Origin of the sequence: Vulcaniibacterium tengchongense (genome assembly GCF_003814555.1) — a bacterium.
Taxonomy (GTDB): Bacteria; Pseudomonadota; Gammaproteobacteria; order Xanthomonadales; family Xanthomonadaceae; genus Vulcaniibacterium; species Vulcaniibacterium tengchongense.
In genome coordinates, this window is sequence record NZ_RKQN01000001.1 from 1,183,438 (window position 1) to 1,198,228 (window position 14,791).

Genomic DNA, 14,791 nt, shown 5'->3' on the forward strand with positions numbered 1-14,791 from the left:
AACCGATGAGACGACACCCACAGACAGCGCTTGCGCGGGCCCCGGCAGCCTGGACTGCCGCCGGCGGCCCGCAGGGGCGTATCCATGGCGAGTCGCGCGAGCCGCTGCCTTCGGTTGCGCTCCGGCAGCCCGGGGTTGTGCAAAACGGCCCACACGGGTGCCCGGGAGGGTATTCGCGCGTTCAGCAGGCAAACGCCCGGCCGGATGCGAAGATGGGGCCATGTCCGCCCTGCCCCAAGCCTCGCCCGCGCCGAGCGCGGCCGCCGAACGCCTGGCGGCCTGGCTGGCGCCGTACCGGCGCGTGTTCGTGCTCACCGGCGCCGGCGTCAGCACCGGCTCCGGCATCCCCGACTACCGCGACGACCGCGGCGAATGGAAACGCGCCCCGCCGGTGACCTACCAGGCCTTCGTCGGCGACCCGCGGGTCCGCGCCCGCTACTGGGCGCGCAGCTTCGTCGGCTGGCCGCGCATCGCCGAGGCGGCGCCCAACGCCGCGCACCGCGCGCTGGCGCGCTGGGAGGCGCACGGCCGCCTGTCGCTGCTGCTGACCCAGAACGTAGACGGCCTGCACCAGCGCGCCGGCAGCCGCACCGTGCTGGACCTGCACGGCCGCCTCGACGAGGTCGTCTGTCTCGGCTGCGGCGAGCGCTTGCCGCGGCCGCTACTGCAGGACTGGTTCGCCGAGGCCAATCCGGACTGGGCCGGCCTGCACGCGGCGGCCGCGCCCGACGGCGACGCCGACCTGGACGGCCGCGACTTCGCCGCGTTCCGGGTGCCCGATTGCCTGCGCTGCGGCGGCCTGCTCAAGCCGGACGTGGTGTTCTTCGGCGAGAACGTGCCGCGCCCGCGGGTCGAGCGGGCCTACGCTGCGCTGCGCGCGTCCGCCGCGCTGCTGGTGGCCGGGTCCTCGCTGATGGTCTATTCCGGCTACCGCTTCGCCCGCCTCGCGGCCGAGGCAGGCCTGCCGATCGCGATCCTCAACCGCGGCCGCACCCGCGCCGACGAGTTGGCCGCGCTCAAGCTCGAGGCCGACGCCGGCGACACCCTCGACGCCGCGCTGGCTTGATGGCGCCGCGGATGCGCGCCGGCCGCATCCGCGGCCCAGGCCGGCCCGGCGAAAGTGGAAGTACGCAAAGCCGAGGCCTACGCCTGCTGCCCTCGCGCCAGCAGGCTGGCGCGCCGCCCGTAGGCCAGGTAGGCGACGATGCCGATCGCGTTCCACACCAGGAACCACAGCTGCGTGCGCTGCGGCAGGCTCCAGAACAGGTACAGGCAACCGAGGATCGCCACCGGCGCGACGAGCCACGCCCATGGCGTACGGAACACCCGCGGGCGCGCGGGATCGCGCTTGCGCAGCACCAGCAGGCACAGCGACACCGCGATGAACGCGACCAGGGTGCCGGCGTTGGCCAGCGCGGCGATTTCGTCCAGGCGCGCGACCCCGGCCAGCGCCGCCACCAGCACCGCGGTGAACAAGGTGATCGCCACCGGCGTGCCGGTGCGCGGGTTCACCTTGGACAGCCCGCGCGGCAGCAGGCCGTCGCGCGACATCACGAAGAAGATCCGGCTCTGCCCGTAGAGGAAGGCCAGCAGCACCGTCGGCAGCGCGATCACCGCCGCCGCCGCGACCACGGTCGCCATCCTGCCCCAGCCCAGTTCGCGCAGGATCAGCGCCAGCGGCTCCGGGCTCTGGCCGAACACCGCGAAGCTCATCGCCCCGACCGCGGCCAGCGCCACGATCATGTAGATCAGCGTGCAGCCGACCATCGAGCCGACGATGCCGATCGACAGGTCGCGCTCCGGCCGCTTCGTCTCCTCGGCCGCGGTGGAGATGGCGTCGAAGCCGTAGAAAGCGAAGAAGATGATCGCCGCCGCCGCCATCACCCCGCGCTCGACGTTGTCCGGCCCCATCGACTTGGCGAAGCCGTACGGCATGAACGGCTGCAGGTGCGCCGGGTCGAAATGCGGCAGCGCCAGGGCCACGAAAATGCCCAGCGCGACGATCTTCAGCACCACCAGGAAGGCGTTGAGCGTGGCGCTCTCGCGGGTGCCGGCGATCAGCAGGCCGGCCACCACGAACACGATCAGCACCGCCGGCAGGTTGACCAGGCCGCCGGCGTGCGGGCCGGCGGTCAGCCATTGCGGCAGGTCCACGCCGATCCCCTTGAGGAAGCCGACCGCGTAGCCGGACCAGCCGACCGCGACCGTGCTGACCACCAGCGAGTACTCCAGGATCAGGCTCCAGCCGACGAACCAGGCGATCGCCTCGCCCAGCACCGCGTAGCTGTAGGTGTAGGCGCTGCCGGCGGCCGGCATCATCGTCGCCATCTCGGCGTAGGACAGCGCCGCGCAGGCGCAGACCAGGCCGGCGACCGCGAACGACAGCAGCACCGCCGGTCCGGCCAGGTTGGCGCCGACGCCGATCAGGGTGTAGATGCCGGTGCCGACGATGGCGCCGATGCCCAGCGCGATCAGGTGCGGCCAACTCAGCGTCGGCACCAGGCGCCGCCCTTCCTCGTGCGCGGTGATCTGGTCGATGTCCTTGCGCCGGAGCCAAGTCTGCATGGAAGCCTCGTGTCGAGCGGAACCAAGGGCGCAATAGTGCGCCATCGGCCGCGCCGATGCGATGTGCGGCGCGTCTAGGCAGACGGCGCGGAATCGTGTACGCGCGGCGTCAGCGCGGCGCCACGTAGCCGCCCGGCACGCCCTTGGGCGAAAGCACCAGCTGCCAGAGCTGGGCGTGGCGGCAGCGGAAGGTCGCCATCGAGCCGGCCAGGTAGAAGCGCCACATGCGCCGGAAGCGTTCGTCGTAGCGCGGGGGCAGCCGCTCCCAGGCGGCTTCGACGTTGGCGCGCCAGGCCTGCAGGGTGCGGTCGTAGTCGGTGCCGAAGTTGTGCCAGTCCTCGAGCACGAACAGGCCCTCGCTGGCGCGCGCGATCTGCGCCGCCGAGGGCAGCATCGAGTTCGGGAAGATGTACTTGCCGATCCACGGGTCGGTGTGGTGGACCGAGCGGTTGGTGCCGATGGTGTGCAGCAGGAACAGCCCGTCCTCGGCGAGGCAGCGGCGCGCGACCTCGAAGTAGGCGCGGTAGTTCTTGACCCCGACGTGCTCGAACATGCCGATCGACAGGATCCGGTCGAAGCGCTCGTCCAGTTCGCGGTAGTCCTGCAGGCGGATCTCCACCGGCAGCCCCGCGCACAGCTCGCGCGCGAACGCCGCCTGCTCGCGCGAGACGGTCACGCCGACGCCGCTGACGCCGTAGCGCTCGGCGGCGAACTTCAGCGCCTCGCCCCAGCCGCAGCCGATGTCGAGCACGCGCATGCCCGGCTGCAGGCCGAGCTTCCGGCAGGCCAGGTCGAGCTTGGCCTCCTGGGCGGAATCGAGGTCCTGCAGCGGCGCACCGTCGCGGCCGCGCCAGTAGCCGCAGCTGTAGACCAGGCGCTTGCCGAGCATGGCCTGGTAGAGGTCGTTGCCGAGGTCGTAGTGGCGCTCGCCGACGGCGAAGCTGCGGCGCCGGCTCTGCAGGTTGGTCAGCCGGGCGCGCAGGCCGTCCCACAGCACGCCCCAGCCGCGCACCTCGCGGTCGAGCTCGGCCGAAAGCAGGTGGAACAGGAAGCCGTCCAGCGACTGCGCGCGCCACCAGCCGTCCATGTACGACTCGCCCAGGCCCAGCGAGCCCTGCGCCAGCACCCGCGCGTAGAAGCGGTCGTCGTCGACCTGCAGGTCCCAGGGACGCTCGCCGCCGATGCGGACATCGGCCTTGGACAGCAACTGTTCGACACGGCGACGCAAAGCGGCGGACATGGCGGCCTCGTTGGCTGGAAGGGCCCGCCTTGCCCGCGGGCGCGGCGCCATCCTAACCCGCCGGCGCCATCGCCCTCACCGGCGCGGACGGAACGCAGCATCCGGCCGCGCCGTCGGGGCCGGGCCTCAGCCGCCGGCGAACAGCGGCTTGTATTCCGGCGCCAGGTGCGGCAGCAGCACCGCCGCCGGCACTTCCACGGTCTGGGTGCCGTCCGAGTACGGGCCGACCTGGTACGGCGGGAACACGAAGCGCAGCCCGGCGAGGCGGCCGTCCTGGCCGGCCATCGGCTCGAACAGATCGAAGTTCTGCGGCTGCGGCTCGGTGCCGTCGTCGATCATGCGGCCGACGTTCTTGACCAGGTCGGCGCGTTCGGCCGGCGCCAGCTCGTCGGCGTCGACGCGCTGCGACAGCGCCGCGTGCAGTTGCTCGCGCACGTACCGGGAGATCGCTTGCCAGCCGGCCGCGCCGGCGAGCAGGTCCTCGGCCCGCAGCAACCGCTGCTGCGGCACCAGCCAGACGAAACGCGCGATCAGCGGCTCGCCGTGCGCGCCGCCGGTGTAGCGGCTGCCGTCGGCGGCGACCGCGACCAGGTTTGGCGTGTCCAGCAGCTGGGTGAAGCTCAGCGACAGGTCGTACGGCGCCGAGCTCGCGCCGCCCGGCGCGGACCGGCCGCGCGCGGCGTCCAGCAGCTCGGCGCGGGCGGCGTCGGCATAGCGCTTCAGCTCGGCCGCCAGGCCCGGGTGGCTCGCGGCAGCCGGCACCTGGTAGCTGATGCCGACGATGTAGTCGGGGGTGGATTCGATCACGTCCTTGAGTTCGAGCCGCGTCGCCTGCGCGCCCGGCGCCGCCGGGGCCTGCGGCGCCGATGCGGGGGCGGCCGGCGCCGGCGCCTCGCGCTTGCACGCGCCCAGCGCCAACGCCACGGTGAGCGCCATCAGGAGGGCGCGGCCTTCGGTTCGTCTCATGGGCAATCCCTTGTGCTTCCCACCTTCTTATCGTCGCAGGTGTGAGGCCCGGATGCACGCCGCGGCTACCACTCGCTGCGTTGCGGCAGCAGCCCGCGCAGCTCGGCGTCGGTCAGGTTGCGCCACTGCCCCGGCTTGAGATGGCCGAGCCGGACGTTGCCGATGCGCACCCGGACCAGCGTCTTCACCCGGTAGCCGAAGTGCGCCGCCATCAGCCGGATCTGCCGGTTCAGGCCCTGCACCAGGACGATGCGGAAGCCGAACTTGCCGAGCTTGCCGGTCTTGCACGGCAGCGTCGTCTGCCCGTGCACCGGCACGCCGCGGCTCATGCCGCGCAGGAACTCGTCGGTGACCGGATGGTTGACGGCCACCAGGTATTCCTTCTCGAGCTTGTTCTCGGCGCGCAGGATCTCGTTGACGATGTCGCCGTTGCTGGTCAGCAGGATCAGGCCCTCGGAATCCTTGTCGAGCCGGCCGATCGGGAAGATCCGGCGCTCGTGGCCGACGAAGTCGACGATGTTGTCCTTCACCCCGGACTCGGTCGTGCAGACGATCCCGACCGGCTTGTTCAGCGCGATGTAGACGTGGCGGCGCTGGCCCTTGCCGACCTTGCGCACGCGCAGCGGCTCGCCGTCGACCAGCACCTGGTCGCCTTCGGCGATCTCGGCGCCGATCCGCGCGCGCAGGCCGTTGACCGTGACCCGGCCCTCGGCGATGAGGCGGTCGGCCTCGCGGCGGGAGCAGAAACCGGTCTCGCTGATGTGTTTGTTCAGGCGCATGCGCGTGCCGGCGAGGGCTCGGGGAGGGGCGCGCATGCTGGCACATCGGCGCGCGGGGCGCAGCAGCGCATGCACCGGCCGGGCCGGCGCCGGATGCCGGCGGGCACGGACGACGGGAGTCCCTCAGCCGAGCAGCTGGTTGTACTCCGGGTGCCGCTCCGCCCAGCCGGCGGCATAGGCGCAGGCCGGACGCACCCGCCAGCCCCGTGCGCGGGCGTGCTCGAACGCCGCCCGCACCAGCTCGCCGGCGATGCCGCGGCCGGCGATCGCGTCCGGCACGCCGGTGTGCGCGATCACCATCCGTCCGTCCTCGACCCGGTAGTCGAGCCGGGCCAGTTCGCCGTCGACCGCGATGGCGAACTGGCGGCGCTCGGCGTCGTGCAGGACCTCGTGTACGGTCATGATCGCTCTCCCCGGGTTCGTCCCAGCCTGCCTCACCGCGCGTCGCGCTTGCCCTGGTCGTGGTGTTCGCCGGCGCCGATGCTGCCGTGGATCGCCGGCTTGTTGCTCTCGGCCTCGTGCAGTTCGGTGCGCTGCGCTTCGGCGGTGCGGTCGCCCGCCGGTTCGTCGCGGCCGCCGCGGCGCCCCTCGAGCTCGCGCCAGGGCGGGGTCTGCCGGTCGCGCTCCTGCTTGGCCGCGAGCAGTTCCTCGGTGTTGGCCAGGGCCTGCTCGGGGGTGATGCCGGCGCCCTCGCCGGCCAGCGCGTCCCGTTCCTGCGCCTGCCCGCGCTCGGCGGCGGCCTCGGCGGTGGGCTCGGTGGCGGGCGCCGGCGGTACCTGGCGCTCGCTCGGCCGGCGCCGCGGGCTGGCCGGGCGAGCGGCGGTCTTGGCCGGCGTCTTCTTCGCTGCGGCCTTCTTGCCCGCCACCTTCTTGCCCGCCGCCTTCCTGCCGGCGCTCTTCTTCGCCGCCTGCCGGGAGCCGGCGCGCGGGGCGGCGGCCTTCTTGGCCGCGGCCTTCTTGGCGGTGGTCGCCCGGGTCGAGGTCTGCTTCACGGCTTTCTTGGCGGCCTTCTTCGCAGCGCCCTTGCGCGGGGCGACCCGCGCCGGGGCCGCGGTCTTGCGCGCCGCCTTCCTGGCCGCCGCGCTCTTGCGCGCGGCCTGGGCGACGCGCTTGTTCGCGGTCTTCTTGCCGGCGGACGTCTTCGCCGCCTTGGCGGTTTTCTTGGTAGCCACGCGTGACCTCCTGGAGGCTGGTTCGAACGGCCCCCTTTATCACGCCGCGCATGCAGAACGGGTGAGCACCGCGGTCGCGGCACCGGAACGTTGCGCCCGGCCCGGCCGTGCCGCCTCCCGCCGACGCCGGCCCCGCCCTCTCAGAAGCCCGGGCTGGCCAGCCGGCGCAGGAACTCGCCGCCCAGCCGCGGCTCCATCAGCAGCATGAACAGCACGCCGTAGATCGCCCCGGACAGGTGCGCGTTGTGGTTGATGTTGTCGCCGCCGCGCTTGTCCATCCAGAACGAATAGGCGACGTAGACCACCGCGTACAGGATCGCCGGCACCGGCACCACCAGCACGATGATCAGCGACCACGGCTGCAGCAGGACGTAGGCGAACAGCACCGCCGACACGGCGCCGGACGCGCCCAGGCTGCGGTAGTGCGGATCGTGGCGATGGCGCAGGTAGCTCGGCAGGATCGCGACCACGATCGCCGACAGGTAGAACAGCACGAAGCCGAGCGGCCCGATCAACCCGCCCACCACCGACTCGATCACGCGGCCGAAGAAGAACAGCGTGATCATGTTGAACAGCAGGTGGCCCCAGTCGGCGTGCACCAAGCCGTGGGTGAGCAGGCGGTCGTACTGCCGCTGCCGGTCGACCGCCGGCGGCCACAGGATCAGCCTCTCGATCAACCGCGGCCGCTGGAACGCCAGCCAGGACACCAGCACGGTTACCGCGATCAAAGCCAAGGTCAGCATGCGGAGCCTCGAGGAGTGGGGTTCGGTTGCGCCTGCGGGCGGGAGGGAGAAGCGGCGGCCTTCCCGAAGGCTTCGCCTCCCCGCCCTGGCGGCGGCGGGCGAAGCGCCCGCGGGCCGGGGCGCGCTAGGCGGTGCGGTAGTTGTCCTGCATCGGGTAGACGCGTGCGTAGAGCGCGAACGCGATCGCGCACACCAGCGCGAACCCGGCGAAGAAGAACATCAGGAAGGCGTTCTCGCTCAGCCCGGTCGCGGCGATGCGCTGGATCACCGCCTCGTTGCGCACGGCGACGTTGGTGAGCAGCACCCACAGGTTGCCGAACGTCACCGACAGGTACCACAGCGCCATGATCACGCCCTTCATCGCCAGCGTCGCCTGGCTGTAGGCGAATTCCAGCGCGGTGGCCGACACCAGCACCTCGCCGAAGGTCAGCAGCACGTACGGCAGCGCCTGCCACGCCAGCGAGGTCGGCGTGCCGCCGTCGATGTGCAGCTGGATCATGCCCGCGACCACCCACGCGAGCGCCGAGAACGCGATGCCCCAGCCCATGCGCTGCAGCGCGGTCACCGCGAACCCCATCCGGCGCAGCACCGGGTACAGGACCAGGTTGTTGAACGGAATGATCAGCATCACCAGCAGCGGGTTGAGCGCCTGCATCTGCGCGGCCTCCTTCACCAGCCAGCTCGGCCACCACCACAGCTCGTGCGGCACCCGCATCGCCTCGCCTTGCAGCACCCAGGTCGAGGCCTTCTGGTCGAACAGCGACCAGAACGGGGTGATCAGGCCGAACACGATCAGGATCCGCAGCACCGCCCGCGCGCTGTTGACCGCGGCGTCGGGATGGCGGCCGCGGGCGCGCTCGAGTTGCAGGGCGACGCCGATGCCGCCGCAGACGATCAGCACCAGCAGCGCGACGCAGGCGCTCTTGACGAAGTCGAAGGCCTGCGGCCACCAGGCGGCCCCGGCGCCCGCCAGGTGCATCAGCGCCTGCGCCGCCCATCCGGCCAGGATCGCCGCGGCGGCCACGGCGCCCGCCAGCGCGATCCACCAGCCCGGCCGCCCTTCGCCCGGGGCCGCGGCGGTCAGCGCGGTGCGCGCGACGTTGCCGAAGGTGTCCGGATCCCGCCCGCGGGTGGGCGGCACGCGCACGTACTTGCCGCGGCCGAGCCAGAAGATCAGCGTGGCCACGAACATCAGCGCGCCCGGAATGCCGAACGCGACCGCCGGCCCGAACGAACGCAGGAACAGCGGCATCAGCAGCGAGGCGAAGAAGCTGCCGAAGTTGATGCTCCAGTAGAACGCGTCGAACACGACCTTGGCCTTGTCCTTGTTGGTCTGGTCGAACTGGTCGCCGACGAAGGACACCACCAGCGGCTTGATGCCGCCGGAGCCCAGCGCGATCAGGAACAGGCCGAAGTAGAAGCCGGTCAGGTGGTTCTCGAAGATCGCCAGGCAGGCATGGCCGGCGCAGTAGATCAGCGAGAACCAGAGGATGGTGTTGTACTTGCCGAAGAAGCGGTCGGACAGCCAGCCGCCGAGCAGCGGGAAGAAGTACACGCCGATGACGAAGCTGTGGAAGACCTCCTTCGCCATCGCGTCCCGCTCGGCCGCGGGCAGGTAGGCCAGCAGCGCGCTGCTGGCCAGGAACGTCACCAGGATGTTGCGCATCCCGTAGAAGCTGAAGCGCTCGCAGGCTTCGTTGCCGATGATGTAGGGGATCTGCCGGGGCATCTTGCCCGGCGCGGTGGCGGCGGCTGCGGCTGCGGTCGTCGTCATCTGCGTGGTTTTCCTGCGTTGGCGGGCGTCCTGCCGACTGCGCCCCGGCTTCCGGCCCGGGCAAGCGAAAGGGCAAGACTACCCGATCGGACCCCGGGCCCGCCCGAGGCACCGGATCCGGCATGGCCGCGAAGATCGCCGGCTCGCGCGGCGGCGTGTCGCGCCTGCGCCCGCGCCGGCGCTCAGCGCCACTCGCTCAGGCCCTCGCGCTCGTACAGTGCGGCGAACGACGGTCGTGCCTTCATCCGCCCGGCCAGCGCCCCCAGGTGCGGCCAGGCGTCGCCCGGGCGCGGCATCTTGCGGGTCCAGCGCATCAGCATGACGAGGTAGAAGTCGACGGCGCTGACGCGCTCGCCGAGCAGGTAGGGCCCGCGCGCGGCCAAGTGCGCGTCCAGCCGTTCCCAGGCCGCTTCCACACGCCGGCGCGCCGCCTCGCGCACCGCATCTTCGGGCAGCCCGTGCAGGTCCTGCGGATACCACCACAGCCGCATCGGCGACTGCACCGTGTTGGCGAGGTTGAGCAGCCACTGGCAGTACTCGCCGCGCTGCGGGTCGCCCACGGCGGGCGCCAGCCCCGCTTCGGCATGGCGGTCGGCCAGGTACAGCACCAGCGCCGCCGCTTCGTACAGCGGCCGCCCGTCGGCGATCAAGGTCGGCACCGTGCCGTTGGGGTTCAGCGCCAGATACTCCGCGCTCTTCTGCTGCCGGGCGTCCATGTCGACCCGCTGCAGCGCGTGAGGCTGGCCCATTTCGATCAGCAGCCAATGGACCACCAGGCTGGCGGCGCCGGGCGCGTAATAGAGGCGATACATGGGCGGCTCCTCGGGCGGGGCGGGCATGATCGCATGCGGGCGCGGCGCGCCGGCGCGTCGCGGCTCGGCCGTTTCCGGCCGCGATGGACACGGAAACGGCGGGCGCCGCGGCGCCGTGCAAGGCCGCGAACGGGCGCGGCTGCGCCGCGTTTCCTCCGCCCGTCGCGGCGAGCACGGCCACGCGGCCGCGAACTGCTGCCAGACGGCGGCGGCAGCGTGACCTTGGACAGGCGGTGCGCCGCGCGCGCTCGGCTACCATGCGCCGACCTCACAGCCGAGACGCTCGCGCGATGATCCGCCCGCTCCTGCTCGCCGCCCTGATCGCTTCCGCCCTGCCTGCCGCCGCGACCGCCGCGGACCCGGGCCTGACCACCGTCGCCGAGCGCAGCGGCTTCCTCAGGACCGGCCGCTACGACGAAGTGGTCGCGCTGTGCGCGGCCTTCGCCCAACGCTACCCGCAGGCGGTGCGCTGCGCCGACTTCGGCACCACGCCGGAGGGGCGGCCGATGAAGGTGCTGATCGCCTCCACGTCCGGCGCGCTCACCCCGGAGGCGGCCCGGGCCCGGGGCTTGCCGGTGACGCTGGTCCAGGGCGGCATCCACGCCGGCGAGATCGACGGCAAGGACGCGGGCTTCCTCGCCCTGCGCGAGATGCTCGACGGCCAGGCCGCGCCGGGCGCGCTGGAGCGGCAGGTGCTGCTGTTCGTGCCGGTGTTCAACGTCGACGGTCACGAGCGGTTCCGGGCCTGGAACCGGCCCAACCAGCGCGGCCCCGAGGAAATGGGCTGGCGCACCACCGCGCAGAACTACAACCTCAACCGCGACTACGCCAAGGCCGACTCGCCGGAGATGCAGGCGATGCTCGCGCTGGTCGAGGCCTGGGACCCGCTGGTCTACGTCGACCTGCACGTCACCGACGGCGCCAAGTTCGAGCACGACGTGTCGATCCAGGTCGAGCCGGTGCACGCCGGCGACGAGCGCCTGCGCCGGGCCGGCACCGCGCTGCGCGACGGCGTGATCGCGCGCCTGGCCAAGCAGGGCTCGCTGCCGCTGCCGTTCTACCCCTCCTTCGTGCAGTACGACGACCCGGCGTCCGGCTTCGAGGACGACGTCGCCACGCCGCGCTTCTCGCACGGCTATTTCTTCCTGCGCAACCGCATCGGCATGCTGGTGGAGACGCATTCCTGGCGCGACTACCCGCATCGGGTGCGGGTGACCCGCAACACCGTGCTGGCGACGCTGGACCTGGTGGCGCGCCACGGCCGCGCGTGGCTGCGCCAGGCGCGCGAGGCCGATGCGCGCGCGGCGAAGCTCGGCGGCCAGCCGGTACCGCTGGACTACCAGGCCACCGGGCAGGCCCGCACCATCGCCTTCCGCGGCTACGCCTACACGCGCACGTCGTCGGAGGTCTCCGGCGCGCTGATGACCCGCTACGACGAGAGCCGGCCGCAGATCTGGCGCGTGCCGCTGCGCGACCGGATCGTGCCGGCGCTGACCGTCACCGCGCCCAAGGGCGGCTATCTGGTGCCGGCCGCGCATGCGGCCCGGGTCGGCGCCAAGCTCGACCAGCACGGCATCGGGTACCGCCGCCTCGACGCCGCGCTCGCCGGGGCGCAGGTGGAAGCGTTCCGCGCCGACCAGGCCGAGTTCTCGAACCAGTCCGTCGAAGGCCACCAGCGCACCACGCTGGCAGGCGCCTGGCGGCGCGAGACGCGCGACGTCAGCGCCGGCGCGCTGTTCGTGCCGATCGCCCAGCCCAAGGCGCGCCTGGCGATGGCGCTGCTCGAACCGCAGGCGCCGGACGCGCTGGCCGCCTGGGGCGAGTTCAACAACGCCTTCGAGCGCAAGGAGTACATGGAGGACTACGTCGCCGAGGAGGTCGCGCGCGAGATGCTGCGCGACCCGCAGGTCAAGGCCGAATTCGAGCGCCGGCTGCGGGAGGACCCGGCGTTCGCCAAGGATCCGCAGGCGCGGCTGGAATTCTTCGCCCGCCGGCACGCGTCCTGGGACGACCGCTACAACCTGTACCCCGTGCTGCGCACCGACGCCGTGCCGCGCTGACGATCCCTGAACACGCGCGCGGCTAGGCTGCGCGCATGGACGCCCGGTTCCGTCGGATGCGGCGCCTGCCGATCGTTGCGTTCGCCTGCGCCGCCGCGCTCGCCGGCTGCCGCACCGAGCGCGACGGCGGCACGGCGCGGCCGGTGCCGGCCCCGCCGGCAGCAGCGGCGTCCGCGCGCGCCGGCGCGAGCCCCCCGGCTGCGCCCGCCAGCCATTGGCGATGCGGCGAGCAGCGGGTCCGCGCCGAGTTCGACAACGCAGCCCGGCGCGTGGCCTTGTCCCTGCCCGGCCGCGCCCTGGCCCTGCCGCAGGCGCCCGCGGCCTCGGGCGCGCGCTACGCCGACGGGCGCGGCAACGAGTTCTGGACCAAGGGCGAGCACGGCACGCTGGCACTGGCCGGCGAAACCGCGCGCGAATGCCGGCGCGAGCCGACGCCCCGGGAGGCCGCCGCCGCGCGCGGCGTCGGCTTCCGCGCCGGCGGCAACGAGCCCGGCTGGTACGTCGAAGTGGGACACGGCGAGGCGCCGGCGCTGCGCGCGGTGCTCGACTACGGCGAGCGCCGGCTCGATCTGCCGCATACCGCCGCGGCCGCGGACGGCCTCGCCGGCACCGCGGCGGACGGCACCCCGGTGCGGTTGCGGATCGAACGCACGCCCTGCACGGACGCCATGAACGGCCAGCGCTTCCCCGCGCGCGCCGAGCTGCGCGTCGGCGACAGGACCTACCACGGCTGCGGGGCCTTCCTGTAGCCGCACCCAAGCGAACGAGAGGACCCGCGCATGCTCGAGATCCTGCCTTCCCCGCCGCACGTGGCCGCGTTCCACTTCACCGGCACGCTCACCGGCGCCGACTACGACCGCTGCATCGCCGAGCTCGAGGCCCGCCTCGGCGGCTACCGCCGCATCGGCCTGTACGTCGACCTGACCGGCTTCACCGGCCTCACCGCCGAAGCCCTGGGCAAGGACCTGCGCTACGCGCTGGGCAAGTTCGGCGAGTACCACCGCTTCGCCCGCGGCGCGGTGATCACCGAACGCGAATGGATGGCGCGGGTGTCGGAGTTCGCCGGCGTGTTCTTCCCGGGCACCGAGATCCGCGCGTTCGCCCCCGGCGAGCGCGCCGAGGCGATGGCCTGGGCGGCGGACGTGCCGGCGGAGCGCTGACCGCCGCGACGCGAGCACGCGCGGCCGCCGCATGCCGGTGGCCCGCGGCCGGATGCCGCCGAGGCCCCGGCCGGCGCCGCGAGGCCGATCGACCAGGCGCGGGCCGCTCCGCCGCGGCGACGCGCCGCCGCCGGCTCCGGCGGTCACCCCAACGGCCACTCCCCGAGCAGCGTGTAGGCATTGCGCTGGCCCAGCTCGCTGTGGACCAGCACGAAGCGGTCGACCCGCCAATGCAGCGGCACGATCGGGGTTTCCGGCAGCGCGCGGCGCGCATCGCGGACCACGGTCAGGTGCGGCGCCAGCGTCCTGTGCCCGGACGCATCGCGCAGCCGTCGCTGCGCCAACGCCTCCCCGAGGCGCCGCCACAGCGCCTGCAGCGCCGCGTGGTCCGGCGCGCAGCCGAGCCACCAGGGAATCGAGCGGTTGCGGCCGAAACTGCCGGCCCGGTCCAGCACCAGTTCGAACGCCGGCGCGCGCACCGCATCGCCTGCGGCACGCGCGCCGGCGAGCGCCGATGCCGGCAACTCGCCCGGGAAATCGCCGAGGAACCGCAGGGTCAGGTGATAGCGCCGCGGATTGAGCAGGCGCCCGTCGTTGCCGTGCCGGCGGCGCAGCTCGGCGGCCACGCCGGCGGCCTGTGCGCGCAACGCGTCGTCGGGCCACAGGGCGAAGAACAGCCGGTGCAACGGCTGCGGCGCGGGCGCCGGGAACAGGTCGGGTTGCGTCATCGGCGCAGTCTAGCGCCTCGCCCTTCCGCCTCCGCCGCCGGTGCGAGCGCTGCACGGCCCGCCGCATCGATGGTTCCACCTCGCCGCCGTACGCCGCTGCGCGACGGCCGATGCCGCCTTCGTCCGCCTCGCCCGCGATGCCGCCCCCACCGGATCGCAGGAGCGCGGCCCGATCTACCCGCCTCGCGCGGCGGACCGCAACGGCTGCGGCGGGCGCACCCGGAACGCCAGGCTGATGCGCGGCCCGACCGCATCGCGGGTCTTGGGTACGCCATGGTCGTAGTGGTACTGCGACAGGTGGCTCATCACCAGCAGGCTGCCGGGCGCCAGCTCCAGGTGCACCGCCGTGCGCGGCGGCGCCTTGGCGCGGATCGTCATCCGGCGCGGCGCCCCCAACGACAGCACCGCGATCGGCTGGCCCGGCTCGAGGCCGTGCAGCTTGTCGTTGTGCGGGGCGACGCTGTCGCGGCCGTCGCGGTACAGGTTCAGGCCGGCCGCGTTGAATGGGGCCGGCAGCAGGGAAACGACCGCGCGCTGCGCCTCGCGCAGCGCCGGCGGCAGATCGGGCGCATCCAGCCGGTAGCCGGCGACCAGGCGCGGCACGTCGACCACGCGGTCGTACATCGGCCGGCGCTGCGCCTGCCAGGCCACCTGTTCGCGCAGCTCGTCGAACCAACGCGCCGCGAGCGGCTGCGGCACCAGCGCCGGGAAGTAGCGCACGCCGCCCTCGGCGTCGTCGAAGATCCGTTGCGGCCCGCTTTCGAACAGGCCGCACTGCATTGCCATGCCCAT

At 73.0% G+C, this 14,791-nt stretch carries 15 protein-coding genes; 4 read left to right on the forward strand and 11 right to left on the reverse strand.

Annotated elements, in window-relative coordinates; all coding sequences use genetic code 11:
* Window positions 1-220: 220 nt before the first annotated feature.
* Window positions 221-1,066 (forward strand): NAD-dependent protein deacetylase, encoded by an 846-nt coding sequence (locus EDC50_RS05330; RefSeq protein WP_123769390.1) that lies wholly within the window; start codon window positions 221-223, stop codon window positions 1,064-1,066.
* 77 nt (window positions 1,067-1,143) lie between these two features.
* Here EDC50_RS05330 and EDC50_RS05335 read toward each other — a convergent pair whose 3' ends face one another.
* The 9 genes from EDC50_RS05335 to EDC50_RS05375 all read right to left on the reverse strand — a co-directional run bounded on the left by EDC50_RS05335 (window position 1,144) and on the right by EDC50_RS05375 (window position 10,051).
* Entirely contained in the window at window positions 1,144-2,565 is a 1,422-nt protein-coding gene (locus tag EDC50_RS05335) for an amino acid permease (RefSeq protein WP_123769391.1), read from the reverse strand.
* 109 nt (window positions 2,566-2,674) lie between these two features.
* Complete coding sequence (gene cfa / locus EDC50_RS05340) at window positions 2,675-3,805, reverse strand: cyclopropane fatty acyl phospholipid synthase (RefSeq protein ID WP_123769392.1); 1,131 nt, start codon at window positions 3,803-3,805, stop codon at window positions 2,675-2,677.
* Between the two features lie 126 nt (window positions 3,806-3,931).
* Window positions 3,932-4,771 carry a DUF3298 and DUF4163 domain-containing protein gene (locus EDC50_RS05345; protein ID WP_199742086.1) on the reverse strand — a complete coding sequence of 280 codons (840 nt, stop codon included), beginning with the start codon at window positions 4,769-4,771 and terminating at the stop codon, window positions 3,932-3,934.
* A 65-nt stretch (window positions 4,772-4,836) separates the two neighbouring features.
* Complete coding sequence (rluF, locus tag EDC50_RS05350; protein ID WP_425477879.1) at window positions 4,837-5,550, reverse strand: 23S rRNA pseudouridine(2604) synthase RluF; 714 nt, start codon at window positions 5,548-5,550, stop codon at window positions 4,837-4,839.
* A gap of 123 nt (window positions 5,551-5,673) precedes the next feature.
* A complete protein-coding gene (locus tag EDC50_RS05355) occupies window positions 5,674-5,952 on the reverse strand; it encodes a GNAT family N-acetyltransferase (protein WP_123769394.1) in 279 nt (92 codons plus the stop codon).
* 32 nt (window positions 5,953-5,984) lie between these two features.
* Window positions 5,985-6,722, reverse strand: coding sequence for a histone H1 (locus EDC50_RS05360; protein ID WP_123769395.1), 738 nt, complete (start codon window positions 6,720-6,722; stop codon window positions 5,985-5,987).
* Between the two features lie 140 nt (window positions 6,723-6,862).
* Window positions 6,863-7,465 (reverse strand): rhomboid family intramembrane serine protease, encoded by a 603-nt coding sequence (locus tag EDC50_RS05365; protein WP_123769396.1) that lies wholly within the window; start codon window positions 7,463-7,465, stop codon window positions 6,863-6,865.
* A 124-nt stretch (window positions 7,466-7,589) separates the two neighbouring features.
* Entirely contained in the window at window positions 7,590-9,239 is a 1,650-nt protein-coding gene (locus EDC50_RS05370; RefSeq protein WP_199742087.1) for a POT-type proton-dependent oligopeptide transporter, read from the reverse strand.
* A gap of 182 nt (window positions 9,240-9,421) precedes the next feature.
* On the reverse strand, window positions 9,422-10,051 hold the full coding sequence (locus EDC50_RS05375; protein WP_123769397.1) for a glutathione S-transferase family protein: 630 nt from the start codon (window positions 10,049-10,051) through the stop codon (window positions 9,422-9,424).
* A 290-nt stretch (window positions 10,052-10,341) separates the two neighbouring features.
* Here EDC50_RS05375 and EDC50_RS05380 point away from each other — a divergent pair, with 290 nt between their 5' ends.
* Genes EDC50_RS05380 through EDC50_RS05390 form a run of 3 tightly spaced genes read left to right on the forward strand, consistent with a single transcriptional unit; the run spans window position 10,342 to window position 13,271 of the window.
* The gene (locus EDC50_RS05380) at window positions 10,342-12,111 is read left to right on the forward strand and encodes a M14 family metallopeptidase (protein ID WP_123769398.1); all 1,770 of its coding nucleotides are present in this window, start codon (window positions 10,342-10,344) and stop codon (window positions 12,109-12,111) included.
* 56 nt (window positions 12,112-12,167) lie between these two features.
* Window positions 12,168-12,860 carry an MliC family protein gene (locus tag EDC50_RS05385; RefSeq protein ID WP_280530756.1) on the forward strand — a complete coding sequence of 231 codons (693 nt, stop codon included), beginning with the start codon at window positions 12,168-12,170 and terminating at the stop codon, window positions 12,858-12,860.
* 30 nt (window positions 12,861-12,890) lie between these two features.
* Window positions 12,891-13,271 (forward strand): SpoIIAA family protein, encoded by a 381-nt coding sequence (locus EDC50_RS05390; RefSeq protein ID WP_123769400.1) that lies wholly within the window; start codon window positions 12,891-12,893, stop codon window positions 13,269-13,271.
* 143 nt (window positions 13,272-13,414) lie between these two features.
* On the opposite strand, the gene thpR is transcribed toward EDC50_RS05390, so the two are convergent.
* Together thpR and EDC50_RS05400 are read right to left on the reverse strand one after the other, a co-directional pair.
* A complete protein-coding gene (thpR, locus tag EDC50_RS05395) occupies window positions 13,415-13,999 on the reverse strand; it encodes an RNA 2',3'-cyclic phosphodiesterase (RefSeq protein ID WP_123769401.1) in 585 nt (194 codons plus the stop codon).
* Between the two features lie 174 nt (window positions 14,000-14,173).
* Window positions 14,174-14,779 (reverse strand): alpha-ketoglutarate-dependent dioxygenase AlkB family protein, encoded by a 606-nt coding sequence (locus EDC50_RS05400; protein ID WP_199742146.1) that lies wholly within the window; start codon window positions 14,777-14,779, stop codon window positions 14,174-14,176.
* Window positions 14,780-14,791 lie beyond the last annotated feature (12 nt).

Coding starts and splice junctions, on each gene's coding strand:
- EDC50_RS05375 (WP_123769397.1), bottom strand. CDS start 10,051: ATGTATCGCCTCTATTACGCGCCCGGCGCCGCCAGCCTGGTGGTCCAT.
- rluF (WP_425477879.1), bottom strand. CDS start 5,550: ATGCGCCTGAACAAACACATCAGCGAGACCGGTTTCTGCTCCCGCCGC.
- EDC50_RS05355 (WP_123769394.1), bottom strand. CDS start 5,952: ATGACCGTACACGAGGTCCTGCACGACGCCGAGCGCCGCCAGTTCGCC.
- thpR (WP_123769401.1), bottom strand. CDS start 13,999: ATGACGCAACCCGACCTGTTCCCGGCGCCCGCGCCGCAGCCGTTGCAC.
- EDC50_RS05385 (WP_280530756.1), top strand. CDS start 12,168: ATGCGGCGCCTGCCGATCGTTGCGTTCGCCTGCGCCGCCGCGCTCGCC.
- EDC50_RS05380 (WP_123769398.1), top strand. CDS start 10,342: ATGATCCGCCCGCTCCTGCTCGCCGCCCTGATCGCTTCCGCCCTGCCT.
- EDC50_RS05330 (WP_123769390.1), top strand. CDS start 221: ATGTCCGCCCTGCCCCAAGCCTCGCCCGCGCCGAGCGCGGCCGCCGAA.
- cfa (WP_123769392.1), bottom strand. CDS start 3,805: ATGTCCGCCGCTTTGCGTCGCCGTGTCGAACAGTTGCTGTCCAAGGCC.
- EDC50_RS05400 (WP_199742146.1), bottom strand. CDS start 14,779: ATGCAGTGCGGCCTGTTCGAAAGCGGGCCGCAACGGATCTTCGACGAC.
- EDC50_RS05345 (WP_199742086.1), bottom strand. CDS start 4,771: ATGAGACGAACCGAAGGCCGCGCCCTCCTGATGGCGCTCACCGTGGCG.
- EDC50_RS05335 (WP_123769391.1), bottom strand. CDS start 2,565: ATGCAGACTTGGCTCCGGCGCAAGGACATCGACCAGATCACCGCGCAC.
- EDC50_RS05390 (WP_123769400.1), top strand. CDS start 12,891: ATGCTCGAGATCCTGCCTTCCCCGCCGCACGTGGCCGCGTTCCACTTC.
- EDC50_RS05365 (WP_123769396.1), bottom strand. CDS start 7,465: ATGCTGACCTTGGCTTTGATCGCGGTAACCGTGCTGGTGTCCTGGCTG.
- EDC50_RS05370 (WP_199742087.1), bottom strand. CDS start 9,239: ATGACGACGACCGCAGCCGCAGCCGCCGCCACCGCGCCGGGCAAGATG.